This is a genomic window from Pseudomonas sp. MS01C9 (genome assembly GCF_058202755.1).
Map to the genome: position 1 here is coordinate 5,828,918 of NZ_CM177073.1, position 20,037 is coordinate 5,848,954.

13 protein-coding genes are annotated in these 20,037 nt (G+C 63.8%); all 13 read left to right on the plus strand.

Annotated elements, in window-relative coordinates; translation table 11 throughout:
• Positions 1–75: 75 nt before the first annotated feature.
• Positions 76–522: a DUF411 domain-containing protein gene (locus AC1M7R_RS26095; protein WP_072398442.1), complete on the plus strand. Its 447-nt coding sequence runs from the start codon at positions 76–78 to the stop codon at positions 520–522.
• A 101-nt stretch (positions 523–623) separates the two neighbouring features.
• Positions 624–1,652 (plus strand): alpha/beta fold hydrolase, encoded by a 1,029-nt coding sequence (locus AC1M7R_RS26100; RefSeq protein WP_072398441.1) that lies wholly within the window; start codon positions 624–626, stop codon positions 1,650–1,652.
• Between the two features lie 11 nt (positions 1,653–1,663).
• Positions 1,664–2,626 carry a D-2-hydroxyacid dehydrogenase family protein gene (locus AC1M7R_RS26105; protein WP_076406941.1) on the plus strand — a complete coding sequence of 321 codons (963 nt, stop codon included), beginning with the start codon at positions 1,664–1,666 and terminating at the stop codon, positions 2,624–2,626.
• A gap of 549 nt (positions 2,627–3,175) precedes the next feature.
• Positions 3,176–4,747 carry a glycogen synthase GlgA gene (gene glgA, locus AC1M7R_RS26110; RefSeq protein ID WP_072398439.1) on the plus strand — a complete coding sequence of 524 codons (1,572 nt, stop codon included), beginning with the start codon at positions 3,176–3,178 and terminating at the stop codon, positions 4,745–4,747.
• A gap of 8 nt (positions 4,748–4,755) precedes the next feature.
• A complete protein-coding gene (gene treZ / locus AC1M7R_RS26115; RefSeq protein WP_072398438.1) occupies positions 4,756–6,558 on the plus strand; it encodes a malto-oligosyltrehalose trehalohydrolase in 1,803 nt (600 codons plus the stop codon).
• Positions 6,555–8,633 carry a 4-alpha-glucanotransferase gene (gene malQ / locus AC1M7R_RS26120; protein ID WP_076406939.1) on the plus strand — a complete coding sequence of 693 codons (2,079 nt, stop codon included), beginning with the start codon at positions 6,555–6,557 and terminating at the stop codon, positions 8,631–8,633. The genes treZ and malQ overlap by 4 nt, the downstream gene beginning before the upstream one ends.
• Positions 8,630–11,416, plus strand: coding sequence for a malto-oligosyltrehalose synthase (locus AC1M7R_RS26125; RefSeq protein ID WP_072398436.1), 2,787 nt, complete (start codon positions 8,630–8,632; stop codon positions 11,414–11,416). The genes malQ and AC1M7R_RS26125 overlap by 4 nt, the downstream gene beginning before the upstream one ends.
• A gap of 20 nt (positions 11,417–11,436) precedes the next feature.
• Positions 11,437–11,784, plus strand: a complete 348-nt coding sequence (locus AC1M7R_RS26130; RefSeq protein ID WP_072398435.1) for a DUF2934 domain-containing protein — start codon at positions 11,437–11,439, stop codon at positions 11,782–11,784.
• A 208-nt stretch (positions 11,785–11,992) separates the two neighbouring features.
• Positions 11,993–14,152 (plus strand): glycogen debranching protein GlgX, encoded by a 2,160-nt coding sequence (gene glgX, locus AC1M7R_RS26135; RefSeq protein WP_490610120.1) that lies wholly within the window; start codon positions 11,993–11,995, stop codon positions 14,150–14,152.
• Positions 14,153–14,454: 302 nt separating this feature from the next.
• Entirely contained in the window at positions 14,455–15,219 is a 765-nt protein-coding gene (locus AC1M7R_RS26140; protein WP_072398433.1) for a PIG-L deacetylase family protein, read from the plus strand.
• Positions 15,220–15,383: 164 nt separating this feature from the next.
• Positions 15,384–16,184: an endonuclease/exonuclease/phosphatase family protein gene (locus AC1M7R_RS26145; RefSeq protein WP_072398432.1), complete on the plus strand. Its 801-nt coding sequence runs from the start codon at positions 15,384–15,386 to the stop codon at positions 16,182–16,184.
• 179 nt (positions 16,185–16,363) lie between these two features.
• On the plus strand, positions 16,364–18,787 hold the full coding sequence (locus AC1M7R_RS26150; RefSeq protein WP_072398431.1) for an autotransporter family protein: 2,424 nt from the start codon (positions 16,364–16,366) through the stop codon (positions 18,785–18,787).
• A 299-nt stretch (positions 18,788–19,086) separates the two neighbouring features.
• Entirely contained in the window at positions 19,087–20,001 is a 915-nt protein-coding gene (locus AC1M7R_RS26155; protein ID WP_072459335.1) for an autotransporter domain-containing protein, read from the plus strand.
• The last annotated feature ends 36 nt before the right edge of the window (positions 20,002–20,037 follow it).

Genomic DNA, 20,037 nt, shown 5'->3' on the forward strand with positions numbered 1-20,037 from the left:
CCTCAGCTGCCTGTCAGCTCCTCTGCACTACTCTGTTATCCTCCTTTGCAAACCGCTCCACACGAGACCGCTCCCATGGCTAATCCCCTGCATCTGCTCGCCCTGAGCGCCCTGTTCATCTCCACCCTGGCCCAGGCCGCCGAACCGGTGGCCATCGACGTGCACCGCGACGCCAACTGCGGTTGCTGCAAGAAATGGATCTCGCACCTGCAAGAGAACGGCTTCAAGGTCAACGACCATGTCGAAACCGACATGGGCGCGGTCAAGCAGCGCCTGGGCGTGGCAACGAACCTGCGTTCCTGCCACACCGCCGAAATCAATGGCAAGTTCGTCGAAGGTCACGTACCGGCGGATCAGGTACTGGCATTGAGCAAGCGCGACGACCTGCTTGGCCTGGCCGCGCCTGGCATGCCCATGGGCTCGCCCGGCATGGAAATGGACGGCATGAGCGATGCCTACCAGGTGATCGGTCAGAAAAAGGATGGAAGCCAGACCGTGGTGGCGGATTATCCGGCCCACTGACGGAGGCGGCCGGGAACGTTCGGGCGGTTCGATTGCCTGTGGTTAATGTCGCCATAATCGGGTAGCCCCAGGATCGGCCGGTTGCCCCAAGGAGATTGACCATGTCGCGTTTGACCGCCCGCTGGCTTCCCAGCCTGCTGCTGAGCACCCTGCCGCTGTTCGCTCACGCCGCGAATCCCCCCGAAGGCCCGGCCTACGGGCCGCAGCTACAGGGTTTCGAATACCCTTATACCCTCAAGCATTTCAACCTGCAGTCCCAGGGCCAATCGTTGCAGATGGGTTACATGGACGTACCGGCCCAGGGCAAGGTCAACGGCCGCAGTGTCGTGCTGATGCATGGCAAGAACTTCTGCGCAGCCACCTGGGGCGACTCCATCAAGGCCCTCAGCGAAGCCGGGTATCGGGTGATCGCGCCCGATCAGATCGGCTTCTGCACGTCCAGCAAGCCGGACTATTACCAGTACAGTTTCCATCAACTGGCGACCAATACCCAGGCCCTGCTCAAGGCCCTCGGCGTGCAGAAGGCCATTGTCCTGGGCCACTCCACGGGCGGTATGCTCGCCACCCGATACGCCCTGCAATTCCCAGATCAGGTAGAGCGCCTGGCGATGGTCAACCCCATCGGCCTCGAAGACTGGAAGGCCCTTGGCGTGCCCTACCGCACCGTGGACCAATGGTATGAACGCGAGCTGAAGCTCAACGCCGACGGGATTCGCAATTACGAGCGCACCACTTACTATGGGGGCCGCTGGAAGCCGGAGTTCGACCGCTGGGTGGACATGCTCGCCGGCCTGAACAAAGGGCCGGGACACACCCAGGTCGCGTGGAACTCGGCGCTGATCTACGACATGATCTTCACCCAGCCGGTCTACTACGAATTCAAGGACCTTAAGGTGCCGACCCTGTTGCTGATCGGCACGTCCGACACCACCGCCATCGGCAGCGACATAGCGCCACCCGCCGTGAAGGCCAGGCTGGGCCGTTATGACGTACTGGGCAAACAGGTGGCACAGCTCATCCCGCGCTCGACGCTGGTGGAGTTCGCCAACCTGGGGCACGCACCGCAGATGGAAGAGCCGGACCGGTTCCATGAAGCATTGTTGAGCTGGCTGAACAAACCCATCCCCTGACGAGGTGTTCCATGGCGGTGCAGATAGCGGTCATCGATGATTGGCAAAACGTGGCGCGGGACGTGGTGGACTGGTCAGTGCTCGACGACATCGGCCAGGTGACGTTCCTGCATGACTACCCCGCCGACCGCGATACCCTGGCCGAACGCCTCGAGCCTTTCGAGGTGATCTGCGTGATGCGTGAACGCACGACATTCGACGAAGGCCTGCTGCGACGCCTGCCCAGGCTCAAGCTGTTGCTGACCGGCGGCATGCGCAATGCCGCCCTGGACCTCAAGGCCGCCGCCGAGCTGGGTATCCAGGTCTGCGGCACCGAAAGCTACAAGCATGCCGCCCCCGAGCTGACCTGGGCACTGGTCATGGCCCTGAGCCGCAACCTCCTGCCGGAAGCCAACGCCTTGCGCGCCGGTCTGTGGCAGCAAGGATTGGGGGGCGACCTCCACGGCAAGACCCTGGCGATCCTCGGCCTGGGCAGCATCGGCCAGCGCGTGGCGCAGTTCGGCCAGGTGTTCGGCATGCACGTGATCGCCTGGAGCCAGAACCTCACCCCGGAGCGGGCCGCCGAAGCGGGGGTGTCCTATGTGAGCAAGCAGCAGCTATTCGAGCAGGCCGACATCCTCTCGATCCACCTGGTCCTTGGCGAGCGTACCCGTGGGCTGGTGGACGCCCAGGCCCTGGGCTGGATGAAACCCGGGGCGTTGCTGGTCAATACCGCCCGCGGCCCGATCGTCGATGAGGGCGCCCTGATCGATGCCTTGCGCCACAAGCGCCTGGCTGGCGCCGCCCTCGACGTTTTTGCCGAGGAGCCCTTGCCGCCCGGGCATCCGTTCCGGACGCTGGACAACGTCCTGGCCACACCTCACATCGGCTACGTCAGCCGACAGAATTACCGACAGTTCTACGCCCTGATGATCGACGACATCCGGGCCTGGGCCGCAGGGGCGCCGATCCGCTCGTTGATTCCGGCCGGCTGACCGCCCGAGTCACTGCACGGGGGAGTTCGCTCCCCCTTCGCGGCGCTCACAGCGCCATCAAAACGCCTCTATTTTCAACGCCCCCTGATGGTGCAGCACGCCATTGCACCGCGCACGGCGATGAAACACCCCCTCGCCTCCTACTCCTCTTGCGTGACAGAAACCTGCACTTCGTCGGTGCGTATCACCGATTGTCGTGTAAGACATTGCCGCCAAAAAACGTGATTGTCCGACAATTCGACGAAGCGCACCGTAGCGCTCTAGGTTCTGGCCTAGACTGCCAAACCGGGGCAAAAACCGACCGGTCATCCAGACGAAAAAAAGTCGAAACTTTTCGCAGCGGCCACGGGTCAGGTTAGAGGTAGGGCAACGGTGGCTGGTGCAGTCCTTGCAAGTCCTTGCACAGCTCTTTCATCTGATTCGCTTTGCCGCATTGGGCAGCGCTTTGCTCTCCTTGCGTAGCGCTTGTGCGCCTGGCCGCAGGATTCGGCCAATGAAACATCAGCTCTGGCGCTTGCCGGAAACAGATCGAGAAAACAGGAGATATTTATGATCAGTGCTGCCTTGGAACCACAACAAGTCCGCTCACAACTGCCACCGGCGGCAGGATCGCCGACGGCACCGGTGTTGACTACCGGAGGCAAGGCACTGCTCCCCGTCGTTCGACAAAACCCCAACCGCAAGAAGATCCTGTTCGTGACCTCGGAAATCGCCGACCTGGTCAAGACCGGCGGCCTGGGCGACGTCTCGTCCGCCCTGCCCCGGGCCATGGCCGGCCTGCACGATGTCCGGGTCCTGATTCCCGGCTATCCCCAGGTCATGAACAGCGGCAATCCGATCCACATCATCGGCGAACTGGGCGGCCACGCCGCGCTGCCGCCCTGCAAGATCGGACGCATGGACATGGCCGATGGCCTGGTGATCTACGTGCTGATCTGCCCCGAGCTGTATGCCCGCGAAGGTTCGCCATACGGCGCCAACAATGGCCGCGACTGGCCCGACAACCACATCCGCTTTGCCCGCCTGGGCCTGGCGGCGGCGGATATCGCGGCCAACCTTGCGCAGATCCACTGGTGCCCGGACCTGGTCCACGCCCACGACTGGCCTGCCGGACTGGCACCAGCGTATATGCACTGGCGCGGCCAGCGCACCCCGACCCTGTTCACCATCCATAACCTGGCATACCAGGGCGTGGTGAGCCTGGCGTCCTGCCCGGAGCTGGGCATCCCCGAACATGCGCTGCAACAGGAAGGCATGGAGTTCTACGGCAAGCTGTCGTTCCTCAAGGCCGGCATGGCCTACTCCAGCCACATCACCACGGTCAGCGCCACCTACGCCCAGGAAATCACCACCCCGGCGTTCGGTTGCGGGCTCGACGGTTTCCTCGCGGCCAAGACACAGCAGGGTCTGCTCAGCGGCATCCCCAACGGCATCGATGAGAGCTGGGACTCGGCCACCGATACCCACCTGCAGCGCCGGTTCGCCATTGGCGACTGGGAAGGCAAGGCGGCCAACGCTGCCCATGTACGCGAGCTCTTCGGCCTCGACGAGTCCAACGGCCCGCTGTTCGCCGTGGTGTCCCGGCTGGTCTATCAGAAAGGCCTGGACCTGACCGAAGCGGTGGCCGAGTTCATCGTCGAATCTGGCGGTCAGATCGCCATTATCGGTCGCGGCGAGCCGGAAGAAGAGCAAGCCATGCGCGAGCTGGCCCTGCGCTTTCCAGGACGGATCGGCGTACGCATCGGCTTCAATGAAACCGACGCGCGGCGGATGTTCGCCGGCAGCGACTTCCTGCTGATGCCATCGCGCTATGAACCCTGCGGCTTGAGCCAGATGTATGCGCAGCGCTTCGGCTCGCTGCCGGTGGCCCGCAATACCGGGGGGCTGGCGGACACCATCGAGGATGGAGTCACCGGTTTCCTGTTCAACGAGTCCACCGTCGAGAGCTACAAGGAAGCGCTGGGCCGGGCCTTCAAGGTCTTCGCCTTCCCCGAACTGCTCAATGCCATGCGTTGCCGGGCGATGTCGGCGCCTTTCAACTGGCGCAAGGCGGTCGAACCCTACGCCGAACTCTACGAACAACTGGTGGCGAAATCCCTGGGTAAATCCGCCAGACAATGAGGTGATCGATGCCGACAAGGACGCCCGAGACCTGGACCCACGGCGCGATCATGCTTGATACCGAGCACACTCGTTTCGCCCTGTGGGCCCCGGATGCGTTTTACGTCAGTGTCGAACTCGACACTGGAGAATCAATACCCCTGCTGCCACAGGCCAACGGCTGGTTCATGATCCAGACCCGTTGCCCCGCCGGCACCCGCTACCGCTTCAACATCGACGGCGAACTGGAGGTCCCCGACCCGGCCTCCCGCGCCCAGGCCGGCGACATCGACCGCCACAGCGTAGTGGTCGATCCCCACGCTTACCAATGGCGACACACCGGCTGGTCGGGGCGCCCCTGGTACGAGGCGGTGATCTACGAACTGCACGTTGGCGCCCTCGGTGGGTTCGAGGGGGTCGAGCAGCAGTTGGCTCGCCTGGCCGGCCTGGGCGTGACCGCCATCGAACTGATGCCCCTGGCGCAGTTTCCCGGAGATCGCAACTGGGGCTATGACGGCGTGCTGCCCTACGCCCCCCAGGCGTCCTATGGCACGCCGGAGCAGCTCAAGCACTTGATCGACAGCGCCCACGGGCACGGGTTGGCAGTGATCCTTGACGTGGTCTACAACCACTTCGGTCCCGACGGCAACTACCTGCACCGCTATGCCAAGGGTTTCTTCCGGGAAGACCGGCACACCCCCTGGGGCGCGGCCATCGATTTCCGCCGCCGCGAGGTGCGGGACTTCTTCATCGACAACGCGTTGATGTGGGTGCTGGAGTACCGTTTCGACGGTCTGCGCCTGGATGCCGTGCACGCCATCGAAGACCCGGACTTTCTCCAGGAACTGGCCGCCAGGGTGCGCCAGCAGGTCGACCCGACGCGGCATGTCTGGCTGACCGTGGAGAACGAACACAACCAGGCCAGCCTGCTGGAGCAAGGCTACGACGCCCAGTGGAACGACGACGGCCATAACGCGCTGCATGTCCTGCTGACCGGCGAGACCGACGCCTATTACGCCGACTATGCCGAACAGACCACGGAGAAACTGGCGCGCTGCCTCAGCCAGGGCTTTGTCTTCCAGGGCCATATCAACCGCCATGGAGAACCCCGGGGCGAACCCAGCGGCCACCTGCCGGCCAACGCCTTCGTGCTGTTCCTGCAGAACCACGACCAGATCGGCAACCGGGCCCTGGGCGAGCGCCTGCATCAACTGGCCAATCCCCAGGCGTTGCAAGCGGCAACGGTGCTGTTGCTGCTGTCGCCGATGATTCCGCTGCTGTTCATGGGCGACGAAGTGAAAGCCCAACAGCCGTTCCTGTTTTTCACCAGCCATCACGGTGAGCTGGCGGAACTGGTACGCGAAGGTCGGCGCAACGAGTTCAAGGCTTTCAGTGCCTTCGCCGATCCGGAAAAACGCAAGCGGATCCCCGACCCCAATGCGATCGAGACCTTCGAGGCCTCCCGTCCGGCCCTGGAAACCCTTGAACCGGAGCAACTGGCCAATGAGACCTTCTACCGCCAACTGCTGAAGATTCGTCGCGAGGAAATCGTCCCGCGCCTGCCCGCGATCCAGGCCCTGGGCGCCGATGTGCTGGGGCACGCTGCGATCAGTGCGCGCTGGCGCCTGGAAGACGGCAGCGTGCTGCGTATCGACCTGAACCTCGGCGACCAGTCGATCGAACATACCGCCCCCGAAGATGTGCGCATTCTTTTCGAACATCCGCCGCAAGCCATGGGTCTGTTGCAGCAAGGTGCACTTGCGCCTTACAGCGCGCTGGTCACCCTGACTCAAGCGGTAATGTCACCGAATATCACTGGAGAGCGCCTATGAGCGATGCACAACTGGAGATCCTTGCCGGGCGAGCGGGCCTGGCAGTGGACTGGATCGACGCCAATGGCCGGGCTCAAAAAGTCTCTCCCGCCGTGTTGCGTTCGGTCCTGACAGGCCTCGGCCATCCAGCCGGCACTGCCCAGGAAATCGACGCCAGCCTGCTGCAATTGCAGCAAGACCAGCAAGACCATCGCCTGCCACCGCTGATCACCGCCGACGTCGGCGTCAGCGTGGACCTGAGTCGCTATTTCGAGGGATCGACGCCCTGTGAAATCCGCCTCGACGATGGCGCGACACTGAACCTGAAACTCGATGCCGACGCCAGGTTGCCGGGGATGGTCCCGGTGGGTTACCAACATGTCAGCATCCAGGACCAGCATTTCACCCTGGCCGTGGCACCGGCCCGCTGCTACAGCGTGGCCGATGCGGTGGACGACCCGACACCCAGGGCCTGGGGCCTGAGCGCGCAGTTGTATGCGTTGCGTCGCCCTGGGGACGGTGGTTTCGGCGACACCCAGGCTTTGGAAGAACTGGCACGTACGGCCGGCGAACGCGGGGCCGACGCCCTGGCAATCAGCCCGATCCATGCGATGTTCAGCAGCGACACCGGGCGCTACAGCCCCTACTCGCCCTCCAGCCGACTGTTCCTCAACAGCCTGTACGCCGCACCGGGCACCATCCTCGGCGAGCGGGCGCTGCGCACGGCCATCGATGCCACCGGGCTGACCAATCAGCTGCGCCATCTGGAAGACCAGCCCCTGGTGGACTGGCCAGTGGCGGCCGAAGCCAAGCAGAAGATCCTGCGCGCCCTGTATGACGGTTTCAACCAGGGCGAACACCCGCTGCACGAAGACTTCGCCAGCTTCCGCCACAGCAGTGGCGAAGCCCTGGAGAACCACTGCCGCTTCGAAGCCCTGCAAGCCGAACGCGCCGCCCGGGGTGAAAGCCTGGACTGGCGCGAATGGCCCGAGCAGTGGCGCAACCCGCGCAGCCCCACCCTGGCGCGTTTCGCCGAGGAGAACGCCGACGAAATCGGCTTCTACGCCTTCTGCCAATGGTTGATCGCCCGCTGCCTGGAGCGTGCCCAGAGCGCCGCCAAGTCCAGCGGCATGGGCATCGGCCTGATCGCCGACCTGGCCGTAGGGGCCGATGGTGCCGGCAGCCAGGCCTGGAGCCGGCAGGACGAACTGCTCGCCTCGCTGACCGTGGGGGCGCCACCGGACATTCTCAACCGTTCCGGCCAGGGCTGGGGAATCTCGGCGTTTTCGCCGGAAGGCCTGGTGCGCAACGGCTTTCGCGCGTTCATCGAAATGCTGCGGGCCAACTTCGCCCATGCCGGCGGCTTGCGCATCGATCATGTCATGGGCCTGCAGCGCCTGTGGGTGATCCCCAACGGCGCGCCCCCCACCGACGGCGCCTACCTCTATTACCCGGTGGACGACTTGCTGCGCCTGCTGGCCCTCGAATCCCATCGCCACCAGGCCATCGTGCTGGGCGAAGACCTCGGCACCGTGCCCGATGGCCTGCGGGAAAAACTCAGCGCGCGGGCGATCCTCGGCATGCGCGTGCTGTTGTTCGAGCAGGACAACACCCACTTCAAGCCGATCCTCGACTGGCCGGACAACGCCCTGGCAACCACCAGCACCCATGACCTGCCGACCCTCAACGGTTGGTGGCATGGCCACGATATCGACTGGAACGCGCGCCTGAACCTGATCGATTCCCACACCGAGATGGACTGGCGCAGGCACCGCGAGCGAGAACGCGAAGGCTTGCGCCATGTACTGAACCAGGACCCGCAGAACTTCCGCGAAGAACATCGCGAAACCGATCAGGTGCTGGATGCCAGCGTCCGTTTCCTCGGCCACACTCGGGCACCGCTGGTGCTGTTGCCGCTGGAAGATGCCCTGGGCATCGACGAGCAGGCCAACCTGCCCGGCACGATCGACACACACCCCAATTGGCGCAGACGCTTGCCTTGCGAGAGCCAGGCGCTGCTGGATGGCCCGGACGCCGCCCGGCGTCTGGAAATACTCGCCTGCGCGAGACTTCAGGCGAACGAGCGTGACCGATGAAACAGACGTTGATCCAACCCTTGCAGGCCACCTTGCGCCTGCAATTCCATAAAGGCTTCACCCTGGACGACGCGATCCCCCAGGTGCCCTACTTCGCCTCGCTGGGGATCAGTCATATCTACGCATCCCCGCTGTTGAAGGCCCGTGCCGGGTCGATGCACGGCTATGATGTGGTCGATCCGACCCTGGTCAACCCGGAGCTTGGTGGCGAAGCCGCCCTCAGGCGCCTGGTGGCGACACTGCGCGAACACCGGATGGGCCTGATCCTCGACATCGTGTCCAATCACATGGCCGTGGGCGGCAACGACAACCCCTGGTGGCTGGACCTGCTGGAATGGGGACGCCTGAGCCCCTACGGCCAGTTCTTCGATATCCAGTGGCACTCCCCCGACCCATTGATGGAAGGCCAGTTGCTGCTCCCGTTCCTGGGCAGCGATTATGGGGTCGCGTTGCAGGAGGGTACGCTGCGACTGCGCTTCGACCCGAGCCGCGGCAGTTTCTATGCCGAGCATTACGAGCATCATTTCCCCATCTGCCCCATGCAGTACGGCGAACTGCTCAGGCCTGCGCAACACCTGCCACCCGAGCAAGCCGAAGCCCTCAAGGCCCTGGCCGAACGCTTCACCACGCTGAACTACCAGACCGACGCCCATACCCTCGCCCGCCCGTTGCAGGCGCAACTGCGGGACCTGGCGACCCAGCCGGGCATCCTGGCCGCCATCGAAGTCAGCCTGCAAGGCTACGACTCCACGCAGCCCCAGGGCTTCGAGCTGCTGCATCAGTTGCTCGAACGCCAGAGCTATCGGCTCGCCAGTTGGCGCACCGCCGCGGACGATATCAACTGGCGACGCTTTTTCGATGTCAATGAACTGGGCGGGCTGCGGGTCGAACGCCCCGCCGTGTTCGAAGCCACCCATGCGAAGATCTTCGAGTTGATCGCCGAGGGCCTGGTGGACGGGCTGCGCATCGACCACATCGACGGCCTGGCGGACCCACGCGGCTACTGTCGCAAGTTGCGCAGGCGTGTCGATAGCCTGTCGCCTTCGCGACACCTGCCGATCTTCATCGAGAAGATCCTTGGCGATGGCGAGACCCTGCGCCAGGACTGGAAGGTCGACGGCAGCACCGGCTATGAGTTCATGAACCAGGTGTCGCTGCTGCAGCATGACCCGGCCGGCGCCGATGTCCTGGCCGAGTTCTGGAGCCGGAACAGCGAGCGGCCGGCGCACTTCATCGAAGAAGCCCGCCTGGCTCGCCAGCAGATCCTCAACGGCTCATTGGCCGGTGACTTCGAGAGCGTCGCCCAGGCCCTGCTCCAGGTGGCGCGGGACGACGTGATGACCCGGGACCTGACCCTGGGCGCGATCCGGCGGGCCTTGCAGGAGCTGATCGTGCATTTCCCGGTCTATCGCACCTATATCAGTGCCCTGGGCCGCAGCGCCGAAGACGAGATGTTTTTCCAGAAGGCGCTGGCAGGCGCCCGGCAAACCCTCAGCGAAGCCGACTGGCCGGTGCTCGACTGCCTGGCCAACTGGCTCGGCGGCATGGCCTGGCGACAACGTCCACGGGGTAGCCAGCGCAAGCGCCTGCGCCATGCCTGTGTGCGCTTCCAGCAACTGACCTCGCCCGCCGCCGCCAAGGCGGTGGAAGATACGGCGCTGTATCGTTCGGCAGTGTTGTTGTCACGCAATGACGTGGGCTACAACACCGAGCGGTTCAGCGCCCCGCCCCAGGAATTCCACGACGCCTGCCTGGAGCGACTCGAACATTTCCCCGACAACCTGATCACGACCGCTACCCACGACCACAAGCGCGGCGAAGACACCCGTGCCCGGCTGGCGGTGCTCAGCGAACGCGCCGACTGGTACACCGCGTGCGTGGATCAATGGCGCATCCTCTCTCCTTCCCTGCACAGCGATCCCGCGGCCCCCTCCGCCGGCGACGAACTGATCCTGTATCAGGCGCTGCTTGGCAGCTGGCCGCTGGACCTCGACCTGCAGGACCACAGTGCTCTGGCCAACTACAACGAGCGCCTGTGGCAATGGCAGCGCAAGGCCCTGCGCGAAGCCAAGCTGCAAAGCAGTTGGGCGTCCGTCAACGACGCCTACGAACAGGCGACCCAGATGTTCCTCGAACGCTTGCTGCTCGGGGACGAAGGGTTGCCACTGCGCAGCGCCATCGCCGATGCGGTACAGGCCGTCGCCCCTGCGGGCGCCCTCAACAGTCTGGCGCAAACCTTGCTGCGCATGACGGTGCCCGGCGTACCCGACCTGTACCAGGGCAACGAGTTCTGGGATTTCAGCCTGGTGGATCCGGACAACCGCCGGCCTGTGGACTTCGATGCCCGCCGAGAGGGCCTGCAGGCCGACGACCAGGCGGCAACGCTGGTCCGCGACTGGCGCGACGGCCGGATCAAACAGGCCCTGATCGCCAGGACACTGGCCCTGCGGGCCGAATACCCGCACCTGTTCCGTGAGGGTCGCTATCAACCGCTGCAGGTGGTGGGCGAGCATGCCGGCCGGGTCCTGGCGTTCATGCGCGAGCACGGACAACAGCGGGCGATCGTGGTGGTACCGATCCATGCGGCCCGGTTGCTGGAAAACAGTGCCGAGCCACAGGTGGCTGCATCGGATTGGAGCGATACCCGGGTGTCGTTACCGTTCGCCGCCGAGGATGGAAAACTGAAGGGACTTTTTGCAAGCGCAGCAGTCACACCCCAAGGGGAGCTGATGGTCAGCGCCGCGCTGGGGGATTTCCCGGTCAACATCTTTATCCAATCTTGAGTGAAGTCAGGAGCATCGCGATGAGTACCGACGATAAACGCATCCGAGAGTTTGCCTATCAGATCTGGGAATCCGAAGGTAAACCTACCGGGCAGGAAAAACGCCACTGGGAGATGGCGCGCAAGCTTGCCGAGGCCGAAGCGCTGGCACCGAGCAAGCCGCCCAAGGCCGCCGCCAAGCCTGCGGCGAAGGCCGATGGTGCCAAGCCAGCCGCAGCCAAGAGCACAGCCGCCAAGGCCGCCACCAAAAGCACCACGCCCAAGGCCAAGCCGGCAGCCAAACCTTCTGCCAGCCCGGCAGTGGTGCCACCGGCCAGCAAGGCTGCGGATAAAAAGCCACGCGCGGCGCGCAAGCCCCCAGCGGTCTGATCATCAGGCTCACGGCTTCTCACGTCGCGCGGATGGCGGGGCCAGCTGTCCCCGCCTGATGGCGCGACAGCCGCCAACACAGGTCCGCTGTGCGCCTTAGCGGGGAGTGATCCTTCGCCTTGGCTGCACAGGTCCCGGCCCCAATAGAAATGAACGTATTCCGAGTCAACAGCCTCACTCAATCTGGCTGCCTTTTGCAGGAGCAAACATGACCCGTCCAAAGAAAACCACCCCGCCGCCCGTTATCGAGGCTTCGCGGATTCGCGAAGGGCTGCCTTTCCCCCTTGGCGCGACCTGGGATGGCCTGGGGGTCAACTTCGCGCTGTTTTCCGCCAATGCCACCAAGGTCGAACTGTGTATCTTCGACGCCGCCGGCGAAGTCGAGATCGAGCGTATCGAACTGCCTGAATACACCGACGAGATCTATCACGGCTATCTGCCCGATGCCCATCCGGGACTGATCTACGGCTATCGGGTATACGGCCCGTACGACCCGGAAAACGGTCATCGTTTCAACCCCAACAAATTGCTCATCGACCCCTATGCCAAGCAACTGGTGGGCGAACTCAAGTGGTCCGAGGCCCTGTTCGGCTACACCATTGGCCACCCCGACGGCGACCTGAGCTTCGATGAGCGCGACAGTGCCCCGTTCGTGCCTAAATGCAAGGTCATCGACCCGGCCCACACCTGGGGCCACGACCATCGCGTCAACGTGCCGTGGGACAAGACCATCCTGTACGAAACCCATGTACGCGGCTTCAGCATGCGCCACCCCTCGGTGCCGGAAAACCTGCGCGGCACCTTCGCCGGGCTGATGGTGGACGACGTGCTCGACCACATCCGCAAACTGGGTGTTTCGTCGGTGGAGCTGTTGCCCATCCATGCGTTCGTCAATGACCAGCACTTGCTGCACAAAGGCATGACCAACTACTGGGGCTACAACAGCATCGCGTTCTTCGCCCCGGATCCGCGCTACCTGGCCAGCGGCAAGATCGCCGAGTTCAAGGAAATGGTCGCGCACATGCACGAGGCCAACCTGGAAGTCATCCTGGACGCGGTCTACAACCATACCGCCGAAGGCAACGAGCAGGGCCCCACACTGTCCATGCGCGGCATCGACAACGCCTCCTATTACCGGCTGATGCCCGACGACAAGCGCTTCTACATCAATGACTCCGGCACCGGCAACACCCTGGACCTGAGCCACCCCTGCGTGTTGCAGATGGTCACGGACTCGTTGCGTTACTGGGCCACGGAAATGCACGTGGACGGATTCCGTTTCGACCTGGCGACCATCCTGGGCCGCTATCACGACGGTTTCGACGAGCGTCACAGTTTCCTCGTCGCCTGCCGCCAGGATCCGGTCCTGCGCCAGGTCAAGCTGATCGCCGAGCCCTGGGACTGCGGCCCCGGCGGCTACCAGGTGGGGCGTTTCCCACCGGGCTGGGTCGAGTGGAACGACAAGTTTCGCGACACAGTGCGGGCGTTCTGGAAAGGCGACGACGGCCAGCTTGCCGATTTCGCCAGCCGCATGACCGCTTCGGGGGAGATGTTCAACCAGCGCGGCCGGCGCCCCTATGCCTCGGTGAACTTCGTCACCGCTCATGACGGGTTCACCCTGCATGACCTGGTGTCGTACAACGACAAGCACAACGAAGCCAACGATGAAAACAACCAGGACGGCAGCAACAACAACCTGTCCTGGAACCATGGCGTCGAAGGCCCGACCGACGATCCCGAGATCAACGCCCTGCGCCATCGCCAGATGCGCAACTTCTTCGCCACCCTGCTGCTGGCCCAGGGCACGCCGATGATCGTGGCCGGGGACGAATTCGCAAGGACGCAGCACGGCAACAACAACGCCTACTGCCAGGACAGCGAGATCGGCTGGGTCAACTGGGACCTGAGCGAGGACGGGGCGGCACTGCTGAAGTTCGTCAAGCGCCTGATCAAGCTGCGCCTGGCCTATCCGATCCTGCGCCGTGGCCGATTCCTGGTGGGCAATTACAACGAGGACATCGGCGTCAAGGACGTGACCTGGCTGGCGCCGGACGGCAGTGAAATGACCGTCGAGCAGTGGCAGGACGGCCATGGCCGCTGCCTGGGCATGCTGATGGACGGCCGTGCCCAGGAAACCGGTATCCGGCGCAAGGGTGGCGACGCGACGCTGTTGCTGGTGGTCAACGCTCATCACGATATCGTCAATTTCCGCCTGCCAGAGGTACCCGAAGGTGACTTCTGGACCTGTATGGTGGACACCAACCAGCCAACGATTCGTGGCCAGGAGCGTTTCGAGTTCGGCGCCGAATACTCCGTCACCGGGCGCTCCCTACTGTTGTTCGAGCTGCAGCGGGAAGAGGAGCAATAACGCCGGCGATAAGAAAGGTTACACAGGGCCAGGCACCGCAAGGACGCGGTGCTCCGGGCTCACGCAGCTCAGTTCGAACGAAAAATTGCAGTTCAGATACACAAGTGACGCGACGAATTGGCCGTCATGGTCAATACTTCCCATGCGGTCGATTCCAGGATTCGGAGTACCGCGAATCGCAGCCAGGCCATCAGGGTTTGTACGAAAGTCGCGCAGGCACCTTTCGTACGAAGCCGGCGGCATCATCGCGCAGTGAGCGCGATGCATGGCTGAAAGATTGAACACAACAAGGATGTCCCCTCATGAAACTTGCCTCTCGCTTGCAAGGCCGGCAGCACCCGCAGATCTGGAACAGTGCTTCCCAACTGGCCGACATTCCCATCATCAGTACCCAGACACTGGTTCCCGAAGGCGCCCGCGCCGTCATCCTCGCCCCACACCCCGGCGACGAGATCGGCGCCTGCGGCGGGCTGCTCCAGTTGCTGAGCAACCTGGACATGCCCATGCTGCTGATCTCGGTCACCGACGGGGAGCTCAGCCACCCCGGGTCACCACTGTGGACCGACGAACGCCTGCGCATCTACCGCCCCCACCCTCAGGAGAGCGTGGACGCCCTGCATCGCCTGGGCGTATCGATCCAGGCTTTGCAGTGGGTACGCGGGGGCTTCACGGAAAAGACCCTAGCCGACCATGAGGCCCAACTGACCGCCTTCATTGGGCATTACCTGCGCCCCGGCGACGTGGTGTTCAGCACCTGGCGCAAGGACGGCGACAGCGACCACGACACGGTCGGCCGCGCCGGAGCCGTGGCGGCCGAAAGCATCGGTGCAACCTTCAACGAGCTGCCCGTATGGGCCTGGCACTGGCCGGCCCGCGAACATGGCAGGATTCCCTGGCACCGGGCGCGCAAGCTAAGGCTGGACGTGTGGACCACTGCCCGCAAGCGCCACGCCATGCATGCCTATGCCAGCCAGCTCAATCGCGAGCCCGCCAGCGGCATCGCCCCCCTGGTGCCCCGGGTCATCCTGGATCGCATGGGTTTGCCGTACGAAATCGTCTTCATCTGAATCGGCTGCGGGTTGAAGCGCCTGCATGCCGAAACGGTCACGCCCCGCGGGCCGGTGCCAGGCGGTGCGGCAACAGGAACACTCCCACGCTCGTCAGGAAAAATCCGGAACTGCGACAGCGCCTGTCAGTCGCATGAACAGATACCTCTGATTCAGGAGTGAACGTGACTCGAGATCCCGACTGGCGGGCTGTCGAATCGGTGCCGTTGGACACCCCCGTGGCGGTCCATCGGCTGCGGGTTCTCACCGTCAATACCCACAAGGGTTTCACCGCCCTCAACCGTCGCTTCATCCTGCCTGAGCTGCGTGAAGCGGTACGCAGCACCGGCGCCGACCTGGTATTCCTGCAGGAGGTGCTGGGCGAACATGACCGTCATGCCTCGCGCTACGATAACTGGCCCCAGACCTCCCAGTACGAATTCCTGGCCGACAGCATGTGGAACGACTTCGCCTACGGCCGCAACGCGGTGTATCCGGATGGTCATCACGGCAATGCGCTGCTGTCGAAGTACCCGATCCGCCAGTTCCGTAACCTCGATGTCTCCATTACCGGTCCGGAGCGGCGCGGCTTGCTGCATTGCGTTCTGGACGTGCCGGGCCATGCCGAGGTCCACGGGATCTGTGTGCACCTGAGCCTGCTGGAAAGCCACCGCCAGCTCCAGCTCAAGCTGCTCTGCCAACTGCTCGAATCGCTGCCCGAGGACGCCCCGGTGATTATCGCGGGGGACTTCAACGACTGGCAGCTACGTGGTAATACCGCCCTCGCCCGCCGCCGGTACCTGCACGAAGCCTTCGAACACCACCATGGCCGGCCGGCAAGGACCTATCCCGCCCGCTTCCCTCTGCTGCGCCTGGACCGCATCTACCTGCGCAACGCCACCAGCCATGCCCCACAGATCCTGGGCAACAAGCCCTGGACGCATCTGAGCGATCACTTGCCCCTTTCAGTGGAAGTGCATCTGTAGTGCCCCTGTTCATTGGAATTCGCGGGCTCACGACCTGTAAGTTCTGACAGTAGCGACGACGAGTATTCGTTGCTAGGGTGCCATCCCATACAGCGAGCGTTGCCAGGCCCATGTGCCAGCTGTCGTGCAGCCGATGCTGAAACCGGCATTCCAGGAATGCCGATGCAGAGGGATAGCACATGAGCCTGCGCGATCATGGATTCAATCGGCTGTTCTACGTTCTATGGATTTCGGTTCCCTTCCTGTTCCCTGTCCCCAGTGCCCTGGCCGCCTGCACGCTGACACCCACGGCAGGCAATGACAACTATGTCTGCGACAGCGGCACCAGCCCCGGACTGACTGACCTTACCGGCAATAACAGCCTGACGATGCCTGCCAATGGCAGCGGCCTCATCCAGGGCGACGTCACGTTCGACGATGGTGAAGATCGCGTCGAGATCCATGCCAATGGCGTGATCGACGGCGATGTGGGCCAAGGCTCGGGAATCGACGATTTCCTCATGACCGGCGGGCGCATCCTGTCCCTGTCCCAGGGCGACGGCCTCGATACGTTTGCCATGACCGGGGGCACCATCGTCGATGCATTCGAGGACGGGGACATCGCCCGCATGAGCGGTGGCACCATCGGCCGGGTCGACATGAAACTCGACGACAACCTTTTCGACATGTCGGGTGGGCAGATCATTGGCAACCTGGTGACGGGCTTCGGCCAGGACACCATCATCCTGTCCGCGGGACGCATCGGTGGCAATGTCAGCGTCAGCGGCGGCAACGACAGCATTACCGTGAGCGGCGGCGAAATCATTGGCCAGGTCAGGGCCAGTGCCGGCGATGACCAACTGGAGTGGAGCGGCGGGCTCATTCACTCGGCCATCCTGATGGGCGATGGCAGTGACACGGCGCTGTTGCGGCGGCTGGATGAAACAGGGCTCGCGGTCACACCTAACCTGGACGGCGGCCTGGGCCTGGACGTGCTGACGTTCGAGAACACGACCTCCGCCACCGGCGCGCGCTACCTCAACTGGGAAGATGTCGACCTCACCCAGGGCTCGCGCCTGGACCTGGAGGACGCCCTGGTATTGGGCGACAGCGCCACGGGCCTGGGGAAACTCGACATCGATGCCAGCAGCGTGCTGACTTCCTCCCAGGGCAGCATCGCGCCCTTTACCGCCGGCCAACGGGTGACACTCAACAACGCCGGGACGGTGGATCTCACCCAGGGCAATACCCGCACCAGCGACACGCTGACCGTCCAAGGCAACTATGTGGGCAATAACGGACAATTGCGCCTGCAGACGAAGGTGGGTGCGGACGGCTCATCCAGCGACAAACTGGTGGTCGATGGCGGGACACTCACCGGCAGTACCTCCATCGCCGTGACAAACCTGGGAGGCGCAGGCGCCTTGACCACCCAAAACGGCATCGAACTGGTGCAGGCCCAGGGCGGGGCCGTCAGCGACAGTGGCGCGTTTTCCCTGGCGAACTCGGTATCGGCCGGTGCGTTCGACTATCGCTTGTTCAAGGGAGGCGTGACCGGCGACGGGAACAGCTGGTACTTGCGCTCCACTGTGATAGCGGGACCGGTACCGGCGCCCAGCCCCGGCCTGCCTGTCTTGCCGGTGCCGGCGCCCGGCGCCGCGCCCATTCCTTTGTACCGCCCTGAAGTACCCACCTGGTCGGTCTTGCCTCCGGCCGCGGCGCAGCTGACCCTGATGGCCCTGGGCACGTTCCATGACCGCCAGGGCGACCAGCGCCTGCTCACCGAAACCGGGGCGTTCGGCGCGGGTTGGGGCCGGGTCTATGGCAAGGACCTGGACCAGACGTGGGCCGGTACGGTGAGCCCCCGGTTCGATGGATCGATCAAAGGCTTCCAGGTGGGCAACGACCTGTACGCCGCACCGTTGTCCGGTGGCCAGACCCAGCGCATCGGTTTTTTTGTCGGGCATACCGAACTGAACGGCAACGTCGATGGCTTCAACCTGGGCTTCGAGGGGCGACGCGCCGGCAAGATCGAGCTGGACGGTGACAGCTATGGACTCTATTGGACGCTTACCGATCCCACCGGTGGCTATGTCGACGCAGTCGTGATGGGCACGCGCCTGAACGGCGACAACCGCTCCGAAAGAGGCCTGAAGATCGACAATCGCGGGCATGCACTGACCCTGTCCGCAGAGGCCGGTTATCCCTTCGCCGTGGCGGGCGACTGGGTATTCGAACCCCAGGTCCAGCTCATCCACCAGAAAGTGTCGCTGGACACCCAGGATGACGGGGTTTCCAGGGTCGAGTTCGACTCGGACAGCGCCTGGACGGGCCGTCTCGGGGCTCGCCTCAAGGGGCGCTATCAAGTCGGCGGCCTGCCTGTGGAGCCGTACCTGCGGGCCAACCTGTGGCACACCTTTTCCGGTACCGACTCGGTCACCTTCGACAACGCCGAACGGATCGAGACCCGGCAGCGCGCATCCACCGGCGACCTGGGCGTCGGCGTCATCGTGAGCCTGGCGCCCTCCGTCAGCGTCTATGCCAGCGCGGATTACAGCAATAACCTCGATAGCAACCAGCAACGCAGCGTGGCGGGGAACCTGGGGCTGCGGGTCAGTTGGTAGGGTCATCCAGCGCCTTCGAGGAAGTTTTTTTGACGCCTGCAAGACGACTCCGATCATCAAAAAAATCAGAGAGTTATCAACCCTGATTTCAGAGTGCCATTTATCGCTCGGTTTCTTGACGCGCTGGCATCGGTCTTCTTGACTACAACGTACTACCCCCGGAAATACAGTCAGGGGCAGGCCTCTGAAACCCGCCACAGCGGGCCGCCCGAGGCTTGCCTCAATCCATTCGGTCGCCCCTCATTCGGGGTAGGAGAGACGCCAAGCGAGAAATGCATGCGATTGCAAGGCAGACCCCCATGAAAACTTCCCACCGTCCACAAGAGATCGCCATCACCTTCCACACCGTATCGACGTCGCTGTTGCTATGCTCCTCCATGGAAGTCCTGGCCTGGCCTGTCGAGCAATCAGCGCAAGCCTGGTATGACCGAACACAATCCGGCAACCCGTCCCCCACGCTCATCGGCACCGACCCGGTCTCCAGCAAGAGTCCGGCGCTGTTCACGCTGCGTAACGACAACGGCCATACCCAGCGCATGGGGCTGATCAGCGAACAGCACCAGGTCATAGGCAACGTCACGGGTACCCTGGTGACACCCGCCCTGGCCGGACAGGGCAAGGACACCTTGAACCTGCAAGGGACGAACCTGGGTGCCTACTGGAGCCTGACCGGCCCTGCCGGCTGGCACGTGGACCTGAGTGCCAGCGGCGGCCGGGTCAGCGGTTACAGCCGCAACGAGCAAGGCCAACGCCAGGCCGCCGAAGGCAACGCCGTCACGTTGTCGGTCGAAGGTGGCTTTCCCATCGGCATCAGTGAAAACTGGGTGGTCGAACCCCAGGCGCAGTTGATCAATCGACGCATCACCCTCGACGCGCCCAATTCCGGCGACGGTACCGGCAATGAGTTGAGCACCTGGAGCGGTCGCGTCGGTGCGCGCCTCAAGGGTCATTATCAAGTCAACGGCCTGGGCATGGAGCCCTACGTGCGAACCAACCTGTGGCACACCGTCCAGAACGCGGACACCCTGAGCCTGGACAAGGTGGACAAGATCAGCAGCAGCCGCAAATCGTCCACCGTCGAAGTGGGCCTCGGCCTGGTGGCACGGGTCACGCCCGTGGTGAGCCTGTATGTCAGCGCCGACTACAGCAGTGACGTCGATGACAACGACCTCGATGGCATCATCGCCAGCCTGGGTGTGCGCATGCGCTGGTAGCGCGACGTGCCGGGGCCGGTGGCCGAACCACACCGC